Annotated in this window: 15 protein-coding genes; 5 read left to right on the top strand and 10 right to left on the bottom strand. The window is 62.8% G+C overall.

Annotated features, from left to right (window positions below):
• Window positions 1-41 precede the first annotated feature (41 nt).
• Both NCCP436_RS01595 and NCCP436_RS01600 read right to left on the bottom strand, forming a co-directional pair.
• Window positions 42-977 (bottom strand): LysR family transcriptional regulator, encoded by a 936-nt coding sequence (locus NCCP436_RS01595; protein ID WP_220802038.1) that lies wholly within the window; start codon window positions 975-977, stop codon window positions 42-44.
• A 92-nt stretch (window positions 978-1,069) separates the two neighbouring features.
• A complete protein-coding gene (locus NCCP436_RS01600) occupies window positions 1,070-2,710 on the bottom strand; it encodes a bifunctional diguanylate cyclase/phosphodiesterase (protein WP_220802132.1) in 1,641 nt (546 codons plus the stop codon).
• 294 nt (window positions 2,711-3,004) lie between these two features.
• Here NCCP436_RS01600 and rep point away from each other — a divergent pair, with 294 nt between their 5' ends.
• The 3 genes from rep (at window position 3,005) to lysM (ending at window position 6,333) form a co-directional block, all read left to right on the top strand.
• A complete protein-coding gene (gene rep, locus NCCP436_RS01605) occupies window positions 3,005-5,014 on the top strand; it encodes a DNA helicase Rep (RefSeq protein ID WP_220802039.1) in 2,010 nt (669 codons plus the stop codon).
• Between the two features lie 93 nt (window positions 5,015-5,107).
• A complete protein-coding gene (locus tag NCCP436_RS01610; protein WP_220802040.1) occupies window positions 5,108-5,695 on the top strand; it encodes a xanthine phosphoribosyltransferase in 588 nt (195 codons plus the stop codon).
• Between the two features lie 200 nt (window positions 5,696-5,895).
• Window positions 5,896-6,333, top strand: a complete 438-nt coding sequence (gene lysM, locus NCCP436_RS01615; protein WP_220802041.1) for a peptidoglycan-binding protein LysM — start codon at window positions 5,896-5,898, stop codon at window positions 6,331-6,333.
• A gap of 11 nt (window positions 6,334-6,344) precedes the next feature.
• Here lysM and yrfG read toward each other — a convergent pair whose 3' ends face one another.
• Window positions 6,345-7,055 carry a GMP/IMP nucleotidase gene (gene yrfG / locus NCCP436_RS01620; RefSeq protein WP_220802042.1) on the bottom strand — a complete coding sequence of 237 codons (711 nt, stop codon included), beginning with the start codon at window positions 7,053-7,055 and terminating at the stop codon, window positions 6,345-6,347.
• A gap of 120 nt (window positions 7,056-7,175) precedes the next feature.
• On the opposite strand from yrfG, the gene nudE reads away from it, so the two are divergent.
• Together nudE and cysQ are read left to right on the top strand one after the other, a co-directional pair.
• The gene (nudE, locus tag NCCP436_RS01625) at window positions 7,176-7,742 is read left to right on the top strand and encodes an ADP compounds hydrolase NudE (RefSeq protein ID WP_220802043.1); all 567 of its coding nucleotides are present in this window, start codon (window positions 7,176-7,178) and stop codon (window positions 7,740-7,742) included.
• Window positions 7,742-8,557 carry a 3'(2'),5'-bisphosphate nucleotidase CysQ gene (cysQ, locus tag NCCP436_RS01630; RefSeq protein ID WP_220802044.1) on the top strand — a complete coding sequence of 272 codons (816 nt, stop codon included), beginning with the start codon at window positions 7,742-7,744 and terminating at the stop codon, window positions 8,555-8,557. The genes nudE and cysQ overlap by 1 nt, the downstream gene beginning before the upstream one ends.
• A gap of 14 nt (window positions 8,558-8,571) precedes the next feature.
• Here the strand turns inward: cysQ and NCCP436_RS01635 are convergent, their stop codons facing one another.
• From NCCP436_RS01635 to NCCP436_RS01665, 7 genes are all read right to left on the bottom strand, one after another.
• The gene (locus NCCP436_RS01635; protein ID WP_220802045.1) at window positions 8,572-10,479 is read right to left on the bottom strand and encodes a beta-ketoacyl synthase; all 1,908 of its coding nucleotides are present in this window, start codon (window positions 10,477-10,479) and stop codon (window positions 8,572-8,574) included.
• A 233-nt stretch (window positions 10,480-10,712) separates the two neighbouring features.
• The gene (locus NCCP436_RS01640; protein WP_220802046.1) at window positions 10,713-11,984 is read right to left on the bottom strand and encodes a dihydroorotase; all 1,272 of its coding nucleotides are present in this window, start codon (window positions 11,982-11,984) and stop codon (window positions 10,713-10,715) included.
• A complete protein-coding gene (locus NCCP436_RS01645; RefSeq protein ID WP_220802047.1) occupies window positions 11,984-12,991 on the bottom strand; it encodes an aspartate carbamoyltransferase catalytic subunit in 1,008 nt (335 codons plus the stop codon). The genes NCCP436_RS01640 and NCCP436_RS01645 overlap by 1 nt, the downstream gene beginning before the upstream one ends.
• Window positions 12,992-13,001: 10 nt before the next feature.
• Window positions 13,002-13,505, bottom strand: coding sequence for a bifunctional pyr operon transcriptional regulator/uracil phosphoribosyltransferase PyrR (gene pyrR, locus NCCP436_RS01650; RefSeq protein WP_220802048.1), 504 nt, complete (start codon window positions 13,503-13,505; stop codon window positions 13,002-13,004).
• A gap of 70 nt (window positions 13,506-13,575) precedes the next feature.
• A complete protein-coding gene (ruvX, locus tag NCCP436_RS01655; RefSeq protein ID WP_220802133.1) occupies window positions 13,576-14,013 on the bottom strand; it encodes a Holliday junction resolvase RuvX in 438 nt (145 codons plus the stop codon).
• Complete coding sequence (locus tag NCCP436_RS01660; RefSeq protein WP_220802049.1) at window positions 14,010-14,579, bottom strand: YqgE/AlgH family protein; 570 nt, start codon at window positions 14,577-14,579, stop codon at window positions 14,010-14,012. Before NCCP436_RS01660 ends, ruvX begins: the two co-directional genes overlap by 4 nt.
• A gap of 64 nt (window positions 14,580-14,643) precedes the next feature.
• Window positions 14,644-15,531 carry an energy transducer TonB gene (locus tag NCCP436_RS01665; protein WP_220802050.1) on the bottom strand — a complete coding sequence of 296 codons (888 nt, stop codon included), beginning with the start codon at window positions 15,529-15,531 and terminating at the stop codon, window positions 14,644-14,646.
• Window positions 15,532-15,614 lie beyond the last annotated feature (83 nt).

The following is a 15,614-nucleotide window of genomic DNA, read 5'->3' on the forward strand; positions in this document are numbered from 1 at the left end:
ATTCGTTGCGCTGTTGACTATTCAAGCCCTAGGATGATGCATTAATTGCAACACCTGCCAGGTGCATCGCTGCTGAAGAAACGGGTCGCGTTGCGCAGATACTCCAGACAGGCACTACTTGCCAGGCTCAGCTCGCGATCACGGTGGCTGACGATGCGCGCTCTTGCCCCCCGTAATGCAGGTGCCGCGACCGGCACACAGCAGATGCTGCCCTGCTCGATCTCATGCTGCACGGTCAGGCGCGGCATGAAGGTCACGCCGATGCCGCTTTTGACGAAATGCGTGAGTACGGCCACCGAGTTGGTGCGCAGCTTCGGTTTTAGCTCGACCTGTTCCAGACGCGCGGCGATCAGGGCCAGTTGACCCATCCCGGTGCTGCTGTGAATCAGCGCCAGCGATTCACCCTCTATGGCGCGCATGCTGATCGGCTCGCTGCTGGCGAGCAGCGGATGCCCCGGCGGTGTAATCAGCTCCATGGGCTGCCAGGTATCGGCATGCACCAGGAGCTGGCCATCCTCGGGGGGCGAATAGATAAAGGCGAAATCCACCGCGTCCTCCTTGACCAGCCCGACGGCCTCATTGGCTCCTGCCATGCGTACTTCCAGCTCGATACCCGGGTGCTTGCGCAGGAAAGCCTGCAAGGGGTGGGCGATCAGGTCGGCGATAAACCCTTCGCCGACGGCAATGCGCACCTGCCCTTCGTGCAAGCCGCGCAAGGCGCCAAGGCGCGACAGCGTGGCGGCCTGGCTGGCCAGTTGCTGGCGGTGAAAATCGATCAGTAAGCGGCCTGCTGCAGTCGCCCGTGCACCCTGCGGCGAACGTTCCAGCAGGCGCTGGCCAACGGTTTCCTCGAGGATACTGAGCTGTCGACTGATGGCAGAGGGATCGATATTCAAATGCTGCGCCGCCCGACGCAACGAGCCATGGTGGATCACCTCGCAGAGGTAAGCCAGGGCGCGGGGACTGAGACTGATCATCGCAAGACTCGCGGCATATCAAATGACAGGAGAGGCACTGCCTTGCCGGCTGCGACTGTATCGCCTCACCTCTGGCAGATAAAGTCCTTGAGCTAATGACTGCTCAACAGCGGCTGGTGCATGCCGAACACCAGAAAACGCGCCAGCTCGGCCAGAGGCACGGCCTTGCTGATCAGGTAGCCCTGCACCTGATCGCAGCCGAACTGACGCAGCATGTCTAGCTGTTCGACGCTCTCCACCCCTTCTGCCACTGCTTCGAGGTTGAGGTTGTGTGCCAGGTTGATCATGGCCCGAACCAGCTGGCGATTCTCCGCCCGGTCGCTCATGCCGCCGACAAAGCCCTTGTCGATTTTCAGCAAGGCGATTGGCAGGTTGTTGAGATGGACGAAGGAGGAGAAACCGGTGCCGAAGTCGTCCAGTGAGAAGCGCACCCCCAACTGTGCCAGCGCCTGCATGGTCTGCTGCACCTGCTCGCTGCGACGCATCACCGCGGTCTCGGTCAGTTCGAACTCCAGCCACTGTGCATCCACTCCGCGTTCTTCGATCAGGCGACTGAGGGTGGTCAACAACTGGCTGTCCTGGAACTGGCGAAACGACAGGTTGATGGCCATGTGCAGCGGCGGCAGGCCGCGTCCGAGCAGCCACTGCATGTCGCGCAGAGCGCGGGCGATGACCCAGTAACCGAGTGGCACGATCAGCCCGCTTTCCTCGGCCAGCGGCACGAATTCGCCGGGGGCAAGCAAGCCGCGCTGCGGATGCTGCCAGCGCACCAGTGCCTCTAGGCCGACGATACGTCCGCTTTTCAGGCATAGTCTGGGCTGGTATTGCAGTTCCAGCTCGTCGCGGCGAAGTGCCCGGCGCAATTCTCCTTCGAGATCGGCGCGGCTGCGTGCCCCCCGGTTAAGGCGCTCGTCATAGAAATGAAAGGCGCAACCCTGCTGACTCTTGGCTTGCTGCATGGCGATGTGTGCGTGCCATAGCAGCGGATCCGCCGTTTCTCCGGGGTGGGCATGGGCCAGGCCCAGGCTGCAGCCCAGCAGCAGGCTTTCGCCGTCGATCCAGTAGGGTTCGGCGAGCGCCTCGGTGATGCGTTCGGCCAAGTGCCCGGCGCGCTGTGGATCGCGGCCTACATCCAGCAGCAGGGCAAACTCGTCGCTGCCCAGGCGTGCCATCTGATCACCGGGTTGCAGCAGGGCGGAGAGCCGTGTCACCACCTGCAGGATCAGTCGGTCACCACTCTGGTAGCCAAGCGCGTCGTTGACGTGGCGGAAGTTGTCCAGGTCGAGGTGGCCCAGTACCAGACCGCCTTCACGACACTCGCTCAGGCGAGCGTTGAGCAGGGCCTGGAAGCCCTGGCGGTTGGCGATGCGGGTCAACGGATCCTGCTCGGCCAGCCGTTGCAGGCTGTATCTGAATCGGTTCTGCTCATGCAGATAGCGCAGGCAACGACGCAGTACATCGGCGTTGAGGCTGCTGCGCACCAGCCAGTCACTGACTCCGGCAGGTGGCTGATCGGGTTCCTGCTCCAGTAGCAGCACTACCGGCAGCGGGCACTGATCCAGGGAGGGCAGTCGATCCGGTGTGGCCAGCAGCAGGCCGTTGTCGGGGCTGTCGAACAAGCTGCTGGCCGCCTCCCAGTTCGGTGCGGTGATCAGCGGGGAGGGGTTGTCGATGGTGTTCAGCAACTGGCCGAGCAATTCAGCCCACTCCGACGAGTCGGCGAGCAGAACCATGCGCAACGGTTCGACGAGCGTGGACAAACAACCTCCCCAATGCCTCAAGAATGATGACGAGCAGTCTTACCCGATTGCGCCGTGATCGGCGTCTAATTCACCACATCCCTGCGGAAATACACTGCTGATCCTGAACCATAGTCGCCAAAGCGGCAAGGCGCAGCAGAGTACTTCAGTCGATTCGGCCGACCCGTTGTTATCTGCGATATCGTGTACTGGATCACGCTTCCAGCCGGTCAAGGCATTCATCTTCAGGCCTGCTAGAATGCGTGCCTTTTCTTAGCGAACGACTCCATGTCCCGACTGAACCCCCGGCAACAGGAAGCCGTGAACTACGTCGGCGGCCCGCTTCTGGTGCTCGCCGGCGCCGGTTCAGGCAAGACCAGCGTGATTACCCGCAAAATTGCCCATCTGGTGCAGAACTGCGGGATTCGTGCCCAGTACATCGTCGCCATGACTTTCACCAACAAGGCGGCGCGTGAGATGAAGGAGCGTGTCGGCACGCTCCTTCGTGGCAGCGAGGCACGTGGCCTGACCGTGTCCACTTTCCACAACCTGGGGATGAACATCATCCGCAAGGAGTATGTGCGGCTCGGTTACAAGCCCGGTTTCTCGATCTTCGATGACGGCGATATCAAGGCCCTGCTGAGCGACATCATGCAGAAGGAATACGCCGGCGATGATGGTGTGGATGAAATCAAAAGCCTGATCGATGGCTGGAAGAATGACCTGATCCTGCCCGAAGAGGCTCTGTCCGGGGCCCGTGGCGCCAAGGAGCAGACCGCCGCCATCGTCTACCTGCACTACCAGCGCACGCTCAAGGCGTACAACGCGGTGGATTTCAACGACCTGATCCTGCTGCCGGTGAAGTTGTTCCAGGAACACCCGGACATCCTCGAGAAATGGCAGAACCGTGTTCGCTACCTGCTGGTGGATGAATACCAGGACACCAACGCCAGCCAGTACCTGCTGGTGAAACTGCTGGTGGGTATGCGCAACCAGTTCACCGTGGTGGGTGATGACGACCAGTCGATCTACGCCTGGCGCGGTGCGCGTCCGGAAAACCTGATGCGCCTGAAGGAGGACTACCCCTCTCTGAAGGTGGTGATGCTGGAGCAGAACTACCGTTCGACCAGCCGCATCCTCAAGTGCGCCAACGTACTGATCGCCAACAATCCGCACGTGTTCGAGAAACAGTTGTGGTCGGAGATGGGGCACGGCGACCCGATCCGAGTGATCCGTACCCGCAATGAGGATGCCGAGTGCGAGCGGGTGGCGCTGGAGATCCTTACCGAGCACCTGCGCACCGGCCGCCCCTATAGCGACTTCGCCATCCTCTACCGAGGCAACTACCAGGCCAAGCTGATGGAGCTGAAGCTGCAGCACCACCAGATTCCCTATCGCCTGTCCGGCGGCACCAGTTTCTTCGCTCGCCAGGAGGTGAAGGATCTGATGAGTTACTTCCGCCTATTGGTTAACCCGGACGATGACAACGCCTACCTGCGGGTGATCAACGTACCACGCCGGGAGATCGGCTCGGCGACGCTGGAAAAACTCGGCAATTACGCTAGCGAGCGCGGCATTTCCATGTACGCCGCCAGCGACGAACTCGGCCTGGGCGAGCACCTCGATGCCCGTTACACCGAGCGTCTGAGTCGCTTCAAGCGCTACATGGACAGGCTCCGCGAGCTGTGCGCCGGTGATGATCCGATCGGCGCAATCCGCAGCATGATCATGGACATCGACTACGAAACCTGGCTGCGTTCCAATGCCTCCAGTGACAAGGTGGCTGAGGCGCGCATGGGCAACGTCTGGTTCCTGGTCGAGGCGCTGAAAAACACCCTGGAGCGCGACGAAGACGGCGACATGACCATCGAGGACGCCATCGGCAAGCTGGTGCTGCGCGACATGCTCGAACGCCAGCAGGAAGAAGAGGAAGGCGCTGAAGGTGTGCAGATGATGACCATCCACGCTTCCAAGGGCCTGGAATTTCCCTCGGTCTACATCCTCGGCTTCGAGGAGGACATTCTCCCGCATCGTTCCAGCATCGAGGCCGACACCATCGAAGAGGAACGCCGCCTGGCCTATGTCGGCATCACCCGCGCCAAGCGCAACCTGGCACTGACCTTCGCCGCCAAGCGCAAGCAGTACGGTGAGGTGATCGATTGCTCGCCCAGCCGTTTCCTCGACGAGCTACCGCAGGAGGATCTGGTCTGGGAGGGTCAGGAGGACGCGCCGCAGGAAGTGAAGAAGGCCAGCGGCCAGTCGGCGCTGGCCGATATCCGCGCCATGCTTCGACGCTGACTCCTACCGTTCGCCTGATTGCCCGCTATCGGCCTCTACAAGAACGGCGCGTTTTGAGCGAAAATGGGCCGCTTTCACCCAGAGGTAGTCATCGTGGAAGCGCTGAAACAGAAAATTCGCGACGAGGGCATCGTACTGTCGGAGCAGGTGCTCAAGGTCGATGCCTTCCTCAATCACCAGATCGACCCGGTGCTGATGCAGAAGATCGGCCTGGAGTTCGCCCGGCGTTTTGCCGGCCAGGGGATCACCAAGATCGTCACCATAGAAGCGTCGGGCATTGCACCGGCGGTGATGGCAGGGCTTGAACTGGGTATCCCGGTGATCTTCGCGCGCAAGTTCCAGTCGCTGACGCTCAAGGACGATCTGCTGATTTCCCGGGTGTTCTCCTTCACCAAGCAGACCGAGAGCACCATCGCCATTTCTGCCCGTCACCTGACCTCGCGCGACAAGGTGCTGGTGATCGACGACTTTCTGGCCAACGGCCACGCTGCCAAGGCGCTGATCGACCTGATCCAGCAGGCCGGGGCCGAAGTGGCGGGGATCGGCATCGTTATCGAGAAATCCTTCCAGGACGGTCGTGGCCTGCTGGAGAGTGAAGGTTACCGGGTTGAGTCGCTGGCCCGCATCGCGGCGCTGGAAAACGGCCAGGTTCGCTTCCTCGACGACTGCTGCGCGGACTGAGTCGCCAGACACGCTGGTGGCAATGCTCCTGCAGCAATCACGCCCTTTGCGGGAGTGCACCCCAGCGGCGAACAGGCCCTTCCACTATCTCCGGCGAAAGAGCTTGTGTTGCCTGAGGGAACCCAGGCCCGGCTTTCGCATCTAGACTCAGGTATCCAGACGCCATGTCCGGGTACGTCCATGCAACGAGAGGAATCATCATGAGTCTGTTTGCCTTTGTAAAAGATGCCGGGGTCAAACTCTGGGAGTCATTGGTGGGTCAGGAAGCACAGGCCGCCGAATCACTGAAGGAACATGTGGCCAAGGTGGGCCTGGGCAATCCGGCCATTGAACTCAGCGTTGAGGGCGACAAGGTCATCGCCCGCGGTGAGGTGGCTACTCAGGAGGAAAAGGAAAAGATCCTGCTGGCCCTGGGCAATGTCGCCGGGGTTGGCGAGGTGGATGACCAGATCAGTGTGGCCACGCCTGCGCCGGAGGCGCGCTTCGTCACGGTGAAGAAGGGCGATACCCTAAGCGCTATTGCCAAGGCCGAGTACGGCAATGCCAACGCCTACATGAAGATTTTCGAAGCCAACAAGCCGATGCTCAGTCACCCGGACAAAATCTACCCGGGTCAGGTGCTGCGTATTCCTGAATAAGCCGTCCGGTATCACGGATGCGATCCGGGGCGCCGCAATGGCTCCCCGGATGACTCTGCCGGCAGGCCTTTCAGCAGTTGTCGATAATCCTCGACAGCGGCGAACTCCTCGGTGTCTTTCGCGGCGCCGCGGCTGTCCGGCAGGCGCACGGCGAGCCGGTGGGCAATGCCGAAACGACCGGCACTACGCAGGATCGGCAAGCTGTCGTCGATAAACAGGCTGCTTGCCGGATCGAAGCCGACATCCGAATGCAACGCCTGCCAGAACTGCTGATCCTCCTTGGGGAATCCATAGTCATGGGAGCTGATCAGGCGCTCGAACCAGGGCGCCAGTTCCACCCGCTCCAGTTTCAGCGAAAGCGAGTCGCGGTGCGCGTTGGTGATCAGCAGCACACGCTTGCCGGCTCTGCGCAGGGCGCGCAAGAAGGGTTCGGTGTCCGGACGAGGGGCAATCAGATGGGCTACCTCGCGCTTGAGGTCGCGTATCGACAGGCGCAGCTCGCGGCTCCAGAAGTCCGTGCAGTACCAGTTCAGTGTCCCGGCATGCTGGCGGAAAAGCGCTAGCAGCTCCGAATGGGCCTGCGCCAGGCTGATACCGTGATGTTCAGCATAGCGTTGCGGCAGGTGGGTCAGCCAGAAGTGGTTGTCGAAGTGAAGATCGAGCAGGGTGCCGTCCATATCCAGCAATACGGTGTCGATCTCGTTCCAGGGTAAAAGTGGCATGCAGGTTTCTTCTCATCGGGCCGGATCGGCGCACTGTTTTGCGGCAATGCAATCTCGACCGCAGACAATCGGACGAGGCGCTGTATGATAACCCGCCAGGTTCCGCCAAGGAGTTGTCCCATGCGTCAGAAGCCCACGGTGCTCGCTCGCGAAATTGTCGCCAGCAGCCGACTGTTTCGTGTCGAGCAAGTGCAGTTGCGTTTTTCCAACGGCACCGAGCGAACCTACGAGCGTCTGGTCGGCAGGGGCACTGGTCATGGTGCGGTGATGGTGGTGGCGCTGCTTGATGACGAACACGCGGTGCTGGTGGAGGAGTACTGCTGCGGTACGGATGACTACCAGCTATCACTGCCCAAGGGCTTGATCGAACCAGGTGAGGACGTTCTGCTGGCCGCCGACCGTGAGCTCAAGGAGGAAGCGGGCTTCGGTGCCCGGCGTTTGGAGCACATCACCGAACTCAGCCTGTCACCGGGCTACATGAACCAGAAGATTCAGGTGGTGTTGGCCCGCGATCTATACGAAGAGCGCCTACCGGGTGACGAGCCGGAGCCAATGCGGGTTGACCGCGTCAGCCTGCGAGAGCTGTCGGATCTGGCGCAACACCAGCAGTTCAGCGAGGGACGCGCACTGGCGGCGCTCTATCTGGTGCGTGATCTGCTGATTGGCAGGGGGGAGCTGAAGCTGTGATGCAGCCACCGATCGACGCCGTTATCGCGCTGGTAAGGCAGGCCGGTGCGGCCATTCTGCCGTACTGGCGCAGCCATCTGGCGGTGATCGAGAAGGCCGACGCCTCACCGGTCACTGCGGCGGATCTGGCGGCCCACCGGCTGCTGGTTGATGGTTTGCAGGCACTGGCGCCGGATATTCCGGTACTGTCCGAGGAGGCTGCCGATATTCCTCTGGCTGAGCGCGCTACCTGGGAACGCTGGTGGCTGGTCGATCCGCTGGATGGTACCAAGGAGTTCATTGCCGGCTCCGAGGAGTTCACCGTTAATGTCGCTCTGATCGAGCGAGGCCGGGTTGTATTCGGGGTAGTCGGCATTCCCGCTACCGGGCGCTGTTATCACGGTGGCGCCGGTATTGGTGCCTGGCGCAGCGAGAGTACCGGGACGGCGCAGCCGGTTCGGGTACGTCTGGCACCTGCCGCCGGTTTCACCCTGGTGGCCAGCCGGCGCCATTCCAGTGCACAGCAGGAGCGCCTGCTCGATCGCCTTGGAGAGCGCTTCGGCCAGCCACGCCTGACTAGCATCGGCAGCTCGCTGAAGTTCTGTCTGCTGGCCGAGGGCGAGGCCGACTGCTACCCGCGGCTGGCACCCACCTCGCAGTGGGATACCGCATCGGCGCAGGGAGTGCTGGAGGGAGCCGGCGGAGAGGTGCTCGACCTTGCCGGTGCGGCGCTGAGCTACGAGGCGCGTGATGATTTTCTCAATCCGCATTTCCTCGCGTTGCCCGCCGCTGCCGAGTGGCGCGCGGCGCTAATCGAACTGGCCGGCGCGCTGTAGAGCAGGGCGATTTTTCAGTCGAGCATATCGCTGTAGCGCTCGTCCTTGCGGAACACCAGCGGCTGCTCGAAGCCCGGTACCCGTACCTGCTCGTGACTGATGCTGATCGCCTGATCGTCGATCATGTTGTTGCCGAAGTTGTAGATGATGTCCAGCCTGCCCTGCAGCGCCTGTTGGTCATAGGCCGCGGCTGCGGCACGGGTGACCTCGCGGCGCGCCAGGTAGGCGTCAAAGGCCGCCTGGCCGTGACGCTTGCGCAGCATGCGTTCGGTCACGTGCGGAGCCAGTACCAGAGCGCTGGCATTGTTGCCGCCAAAGCCCTTGGAGTTGATCAAGGCCACATCCAGTGCCCGTTCGCCAAACTGGCGATCACTCAGCGACAGACTCAGGCGCTCCTGGTGCACGTCGCCGGCGACCGCGTCGATGGTCTTGAGGCCAGGTACTATGCCGTAGCGGAAGCTACCGAGGGCGGCGATCACCTGGTCGCCGCTGGCGGTGGCCAGAGAATGACCGACAAAGGCCTTAACTGCGGTAACCGGCCATTGCTCGATGCCGAAGGCGGTGGCGACGCGATCAAGGATCTCCGACTCGGTGACCCGGTTGGCCGGCGTGCTGGAGCCATGGGCATGGACGAAGCTGCGTGTGCGCACGGCCTCCAGGCCAAGCAATTGCACGGCACTGGCCACTGCCTTGGCCACGGTCAGGTAGTTGCCCGGGCCGGGGGCGGAGATGGACTTCTTGAAACCGTCGGCATTGATGAAAACATCCGGTACCGCGCCGTGGATGTCGGCGCCCAGCTCCAGCGCCAGTTCATCGTCCATCAGCACCACGAACTGGCAGGCCTCGGCCAGGGTGAAACCGCAGTTGTCGCCAAATGGCCGGCTGGCGCGGCGGAAGTCCACTTCCTGCTTGCCTTCGATCTGGCGCAGGCCTTCTTCGGTAGCCAGAGCACCCATGGCGCCATAGCCCTCGATGCACTCCTGGTTGATCGGGGCCTCGCTGCTGCCGACGATCACCACCCGTGCCTTGCCCGAAGCGATCTGTTCGATACCCTTCTGCAGGTTGTAGAGGAAGGTGGCGCAGGCGCCGGTGATGCTGCCAGTGGTGCCAACACTGCCGAGCACGTAGGCGTTGATGAAGTCGGCCGGCATGCTGTTCAGACCCAAGGCCAACTGCTTGGCAGTGACGCGGCCGCCTTTCAGACGCGCCTGCATCATGCCACCGAAACCGTTCTCGTCGAGCTGGCTCATGATGCAGCTGACGAACACGGCAATTTCGTCCGGCGCCACATGGCTGACGATGCGTTGCCAGTCGATGCCCACCGAGTGCAGGGCATCGGTGACGCCGACCACGCTCATGGCCAGTCCGCGCGGGTGGAAGCGCGAGTTGTACAGCTCCGCCGGCTCAAAACCGGTGGGCAACTGGCCGGCGGATTTCACCGCCAGCGGACGGTAGCTGTCCACCTTGAACTCGCAACAGCCGTGCAGGGTGACGCGCACTTCGCCTCCTTCCAGCTCCTCGATCGACCAGTTGGCGGGCAGTGGTTCGGGGAGGTGCTTGCGCGGGGTGATGAAGCTCAGGCTGGTGCCGTTTTCCGGTGTCACGGCGATGTTCTTGTGCCAATGCGCGGCGTCCGGATCCAGATGCTGGCGCTCGATCCGGCGCACCAGGGTGCCGTCGAGAATCTGCCGGCTGTAACGCTGCTCGATATCGGCCAGGCTCAGTGGCTGGCCGTCCTGATCCTGGTACTGACTATCGACCACTCGCACCAGCTTCATCATCTGTGCCAGACCGGCCAGGGTTTCCTGACGGGCTCGGGGCTCCAGAGATTCTTGCACCATGCGGCGGAATCCATGGTGGAAGGAGCTGCGTCCAGCTGCGTTGTAACCCCCAAAACCCACGATCACGGGTAAGCGCGACATAAATCAAAAGCTCCTGAACAAGGCCAGCGCAATGCCAGGCCGGCGCCGTCGGGGCGCGGACAGGCTTATGGGGCGGTGGCGTTTGGAAATTTCCGGATGCCTATCCTGACGTGAATCATGACTGTCGAGTCACGCCTTCGTCCAATGTCGATGTGCAAACACAGATGCTGGTTCAATGACGAGCCGGTGAGTAATGAGTGGGAGAGGGCCCGCCAGACAGCGGGCCGGAAAGGTCAGCGCGCGTAGCTGATACGACCGTCGAGCAGGGTGTAGCGCACGGCGCCCGGCAGTTGCTGACCGATAAAGGGACAGTTGCGCCCGCGCGAGTGCCAGGTTTGCCCGGCCTCGGTGCTGCCCTGCGGGTCGAACAGAACAATGTCGGCAGCGCTGCCGATGCTCAGTTGGCCAGCCGGCAGGCGCAGGGCCCGGGCTGGACCGCAGGTCAGGCGAGCCAGTAGGGTGGGCAGATCCAGCAGGCCATCTTCGACCAAGGTCAGAGCCAGCGGCAGCAGCAGTTCCACGCTGCTGATTCCTGGTTCAGTTGCGGCGAACGGAGCCAGCTTGGCGTCGCGCTCGTGAGGCTGGTGATGGCTGGCGATGGCCGAGATCACGCCGGCCTTCAGTGCTTCGCGCAGACCGTCGCGGTCGGCCTGCGAACGCAGCGGCGGCTGTACGTGATAGAGGCTGGAGAAACCTTCCAGTGCCTCGTCGGTAAGCAGCAACTGATACATGGCCACGTCTGCCGTCACTGGCAGGCCGCGGGCCTGTGCCTGGGCGATCAGCTCGGCGCCACGGGCGCTGGTGATCTGGCTGAAGTGCGCGCGTACACCGGTCTGTTCGACCAGCAGCAGATCCCGCGACAGGGCCACGGTCTCGGCAGTTTCCGGAATTCCCGCCAGACCGAGGAAACTGGCGGTGGGGCCTTCGTGGGCCAGGCCGCCTTCGGCCAGATCGGCATCCTGGGAGTTAAAGACTACCTGCAGGTCGAAGGTGGCCGCGTATTCCAGCGCACGGCGCAGGGTGCGGCTGCTGCGGAAGTTGTTCAGGCCGTTGCCGAAGGCCACACAGCCGGTGTCGCGCAGGGCCACCAGTTCGGCCAATTGCTCGCCGGCCAGGTCGCGGCTCAGGGCGCCGATGGGAAATACCCGGGTGTGTCCGGCCTCGCGGGCGCGATCCAGGATCAGTTCGGCCACTGCCGGGGTATCGAGGATCGGCCGGGTCAGTGGCGGGCAGCACAGGCTGGTGACGCCACCGGCAGCTGCAGCCAGGGTTTCGCTGGCGATATTGCCCTTGCGGCTGTAGCCGGGCTCGCGCAGGGCTGCGGATAGATCAACCAGGCCCGGGGCGGCTACAAGACCACGGGCATCCAGCGTCTGTTCGGCGGCAAAGCCGGCCGGCACCTGGCCGATGGCTGCCAGCTTGCCGCTATCGATATAGAGATCGGCGACCTGATCCAGGCCGTTGGCAGGGTCGATGATGCGGGCACCCAGGATTGCAATGCGCATCAGTTGGCCTCCTCGGTGTTGAGCTGACGTTGCGCGGCCTGGCCGCTCATGGCCATCGACAGTACAGCCATGCGGATAGCGATGCCGTAGGTCACTTGATTGAGAATTACCGATTGCGGCCCATCAGCCACCGCCGACTCGATTTCCACGCCGCGGTTGATTGGTCCCGGGTGCATCACCAGGGCATCGGGCTTGGCCAGTGCCAGGCGCTGCTCGGTCAGGCCGAACAGGCGGAAGAATTCTCCCTCGCTGGGCAGCAGGCCGCCCTGCATGCGTTCGCGCTGCAGGCGCAGCATGATGACCACGTCGACATCCTTCAGGCCTTCGCTGGCGTCGCTGAACACGCGCACGCCGTAGCGTTCTTCCAGGCCCACGGCCAGCAGGGTTTTCGGTGCGATGACACGAATGTCCGGGCAGCCCAAAGTCTTGAGTGCCAGCATGTTCGAACGTGCCACCCGCGAGTGCAGGATGTCGCCGACGATGGCTACCGAGAGGTTCTCGAAGCTGCCCTTGTGGCGACGGATGGTGAGCATGTCGAGCATGCCCTGGGTCGGGTGTGCGTGGCGCCCGTCGCCACCGTTGATGATGGCCAGGTTCGGGCACACGTGTTCGGCGATGAAGTGTGCGGCGCCGGAGTCGGAATGGCGCACGACGAAGATGTCGGCAGCCATGGCCTCAAGATTGCGCAAGGTGTCGAACAGCGTCTCGCCCTTGCTGGTGGAGCTGGTGGAGACATTCAGGCTGATGACGTCGGCCGACAGGCGCTGGGCCGCCAGCTCGAAGGTGGTGCGGGTGCGCGTGGAGTTCTCGAAGAACACGTTGCACACGGTTTTGCCGCGCAGCAGCGGGACTTTCTTCACCGCACGGGCGCCAACCTCAAGGAAGGAGTCGGCGGTGTCGAGGATCTCGGTCAGCAGTTCGCGCGGCAGGCCGTCGAGCGAGAGGAAATGGCGCAGCTGACCTTGGTCGTTCAGCTGCAGCGGGCACTTGGCGGTGAGTGGCGTCATCGCGGGGGTCTCAGTTGGCGAGCGTCTGGAGTTCGAGGGTCAGGGGCGTAGGGCCGGTCAATTTTACCCGCTCGTTGGCCGCCAGCGACAGGGTGGCACCGATTACGTCCGGACGGATCGGCAGTTCCCTTGCGCCCAGGTCGAGCAGCGTGACCAGGGTCACGCTGGCTGGGCGGCCGTAGTCGAACAGCTCGTTCATGGCGGCACGGATGGTGCGCCCGCTCATCAGTACGTCGTCAATCAGCACCAGGTGCTGGCCTTCGATCTCAAACGGCAGCTCGGAAGGTTGCACCTGCGGGTGCAGGCCGTTTTGGGTAAAGTCGTCGCGGTAGAAGGATACATCGAGAATGCCCAGCGGCTCGTCGCGGCCCAGCTCGGCCAGCAGGGCCTGGGCCACCCAGATGCCACCAGTGCGAATGCCGATGAAGCGTGGTTCGTCGATCCGGCGTTGCTGCAGGTGGCGGGTGAGATCGCCGGTCATGGCCGGCAGCAGGTCGTGGGGGTTGGGTAGCATGGCGATACTCCAGAGGAAACGTCTGCCGAGAGCGTAAGCGAAGCTGTTGGAGACAGGCAAAGAGCTGGTTTCAGTCTGCCGTATGCTGTTCCAGCCAGCCCTGCAGCAGCAGGGCTGCGGCCAGGGCATCCACCGGGCGCTGCCGGTAGCCGCCGTTCTGGCCTTGTTGCAGGCGTTGGCCCTTGGCTTCAAAGGTGGTCAGGCGCTCGTCGTGGGTGTAGGCCGGCAGGTTGAAGCGACCGTTGAGCCGACGGGCGAATTTTTCCGCCCGGGAGCACATTTCGCTGGGTGTGCCGTCCATATTCAGCGGCAGGCCAACCACCACGGCGTCCGGCTGCCATTCGTGAATCAATGCTTCGACCTGCTGCCAGTCCGGGACGCCGTTCTGGGCCTTGAGCACGCAAAGCTCCCGGGCCTGGCCGGTGATCACCTGGCCGACGGCAACGCCGATCTGTTTGGTGCCGTAATCAAAACCCAGCAGCAGGCGTAATGGTTTGTCGCTCATTATGCGTGTCCGGCCTGAGTGGTTATCAGGCTGAGGTTGATTCCCAGGCATGCGGCGGCGGCGTTGAGTCGCTGGTCGTGCGGCAGATCGAAGAGGATGCTGCTGTCGGCGGGGCAGGTCAGCCAGGCGTTGTCGGCCAGCTCCGCCTCCAACTGGCCGGCTTCCCAGCCGGCATAGCCGAGGGTGATCAGATGGCGTTCCGGGCCACGCCCGTCGGCAATGGAGAACAACACGTCCTGAGAGGTGGAAAGACCCAGTTCGCCTAGTTCGATGGTTGCCTGAAAGCGTGGGCCAAGCGGGTGCAGGACAAAGCCGCGATCCGTCTGCACCGGGCCTCCGGCGAAGATCGGCAGGTCGTGGCAGCGTGCATCGGGCTGCTCGTCCGGACGCAGTTGTTCCAGTACATCGGCCAGGGTGAGCCCGTTGGGTTTGTTAATGACCAGGCCCATGGCGCCCTGCTCGTTGTGTTCAACCAGGTAGGTGACGGTGTGCGCGAAGTTCGGATCGGCCATATGCGGCATGGCGATCAGAAAATGGTGCTTGAGAGAAATGGAGGCTGAAGTCTTCATGGCACCTAGTTTGGAGCGACACGCAGCAAGCTACAAGCCGGGAGTGCTGAGGCGCCCTCCGGCCCTAGTTGCTGGACAGGCGGTCGCCGCGCTCGAAGCGCCAGGTCCGGATGATTTCCAGGCGGTCGATGTCGGCCAGATCGCCGGTGAAAGGGGCGTAGGGTGCGGCCAGGCGAACGATGCGCAGCGCGGCCTGATCCAGCACTGGCTGGCCGGACGACTCCAGCACCTGCACCTCGTACAGCGAACCGTCGCGATTGATCGATACCAGCAGGCGCAGGCTGCCGTAGATACGCTGGCGGCGTGCCTCGTCCGGATAATTGAGATTACCGATGCGCTCGACCTTCTTGCGCCATTCATCCTTGTACCAGGCGCCTTTGTCGCGCATGGTCGAAGCGGCACTGAGACGGTGGATCTTCGGTCGCTTGGCGTAAGCTTGGACTTCCTGGGCCAATTCGGCTTCCAGGCTGGCGATTTCCGCCGAGAGCTGAGCCGCGTCAAACACCGGTGCTGGTCGCGTCTGCGGAGTGGCTTTGACCTGCTCGTGCTTGGCCGGTGCTTTCTGTGGCTGGGGCGTGCGTGTGGCAACGGCCGCCTTGGGTGCTTCCTGGCGGGTAGCGGGCTGTTGTGGAGTGGCTGGCGGCGAGACTTTGCGTACTTCGTTGTTCTGGAATGTGGCCTGCTCGGTGGTTTTGGGGGCTGCGGCGTGTTCGAGCGAACCGCTGCCCTGCTGATTGTCCTGAGCGAGGAAGTCGGCCTTCTCCGGTGTCTTCTCGCTGTTGAAGGTGGACAGGGTGATTTCCAGCGTCTTGCTGATTTCCGGTGGTGGCTCCAGGGTGAAGCCGACACCAAGAATCAGCGCCACATGCACGGCTGCGGCGAGAAACAGGGTGAATCCCAGTCGATCCGCCGGGCGGACGGTGGCCGAGGATGCGGTGGCTGCTGCGTTCATCACGTATCGGGTCTGCTTGCGAATGGTGCGCAGTCTGCCGGGTGGCGATGGGCGCCTGCAAGTTGCAGACGTCAGGCTGCCAC

The sequence above is a fragment of the Pseudomonas sp. NCCP-436 genome (assembly GCF_019656335.1).
Lineage (GTDB): Bacteria > Pseudomonadota > Gammaproteobacteria > Pseudomonadales > Pseudomonadaceae > Aquipseudomonas.

Coding starts and splice junctions, on each gene's coding strand:
- rep (WP_220802039.1), top strand. CDS start 3,005: ATGTCCCGACTGAACCCCCGGCAACAGGAAGCCGTGAACTACGTCGGC.
- NCCP436_RS01645 (WP_220802047.1), bottom strand. CDS start 12,991: ATGACGCCACTCACCGCCAAGTGCCCGCTGCAGCTGAACGACCAAGGT.
- NCCP436_RS01595 (WP_220802038.1), bottom strand. CDS start 977: ATGATCAGTCTCAGTCCCCGCGCCCTGGCTTACCTCTGCGAGGTGATC.
- NCCP436_RS01635 (WP_220802045.1), bottom strand. CDS start 10,479: ATGTCGCGCTTACCCGTGATCGTGGGTTTTGGGGGTTACAACGCAGCT.
- yrfG (WP_220802042.1), bottom strand. CDS start 7,055: ATGCCACTTTTACCCTGGAACGAGATCGACACCGTATTGCTGGATATG.
- NCCP436_RS01640 (WP_220802046.1), bottom strand. CDS start 11,984: ATGCGCATTGCAATCCTGGGTGCCCGCATCATCGACCCTGCCAACGGC.
- cysQ (WP_220802044.1), top strand. CDS start 7,742: ATGCAGCCACCGATCGACGCCGTTATCGCGCTGGTAAGGCAGGCCGGT.
- NCCP436_RS01600 (WP_220802132.1), bottom strand. CDS start 2,710: ATGGTTCTGCTCGCCGACTCGTCGGAGTGGGCTGAATTGCTCGGCCAG.
- pyrR (WP_220802048.1), bottom strand. CDS start 13,505: ATGCTACCCAACCCCCACGACCTGCTGCCGGCCATGACCGGCGATCTC.
- lysM (WP_220802041.1), top strand. CDS start 5,896: ATGAGTCTGTTTGCCTTTGTAAAAGATGCCGGGGTCAAACTCTGGGAG.
- NCCP436_RS01665 (WP_220802050.1), bottom strand. CDS start 15,531: ATGAACGCAGCAGCCACCGCATCCTCGGCCACCGTCCGCCCGGCGGAT.
- NCCP436_RS01660 (WP_220802049.1), bottom strand. CDS start 14,579: ATGAAGACTTCAGCCTCCATTTCTCTCAAGCACCATTTTCTGATCGCC.
- nudE (WP_220802043.1), top strand. CDS start 7,176: ATGCGTCAGAAGCCCACGGTGCTCGCTCGCGAAATTGTCGCCAGCAGC.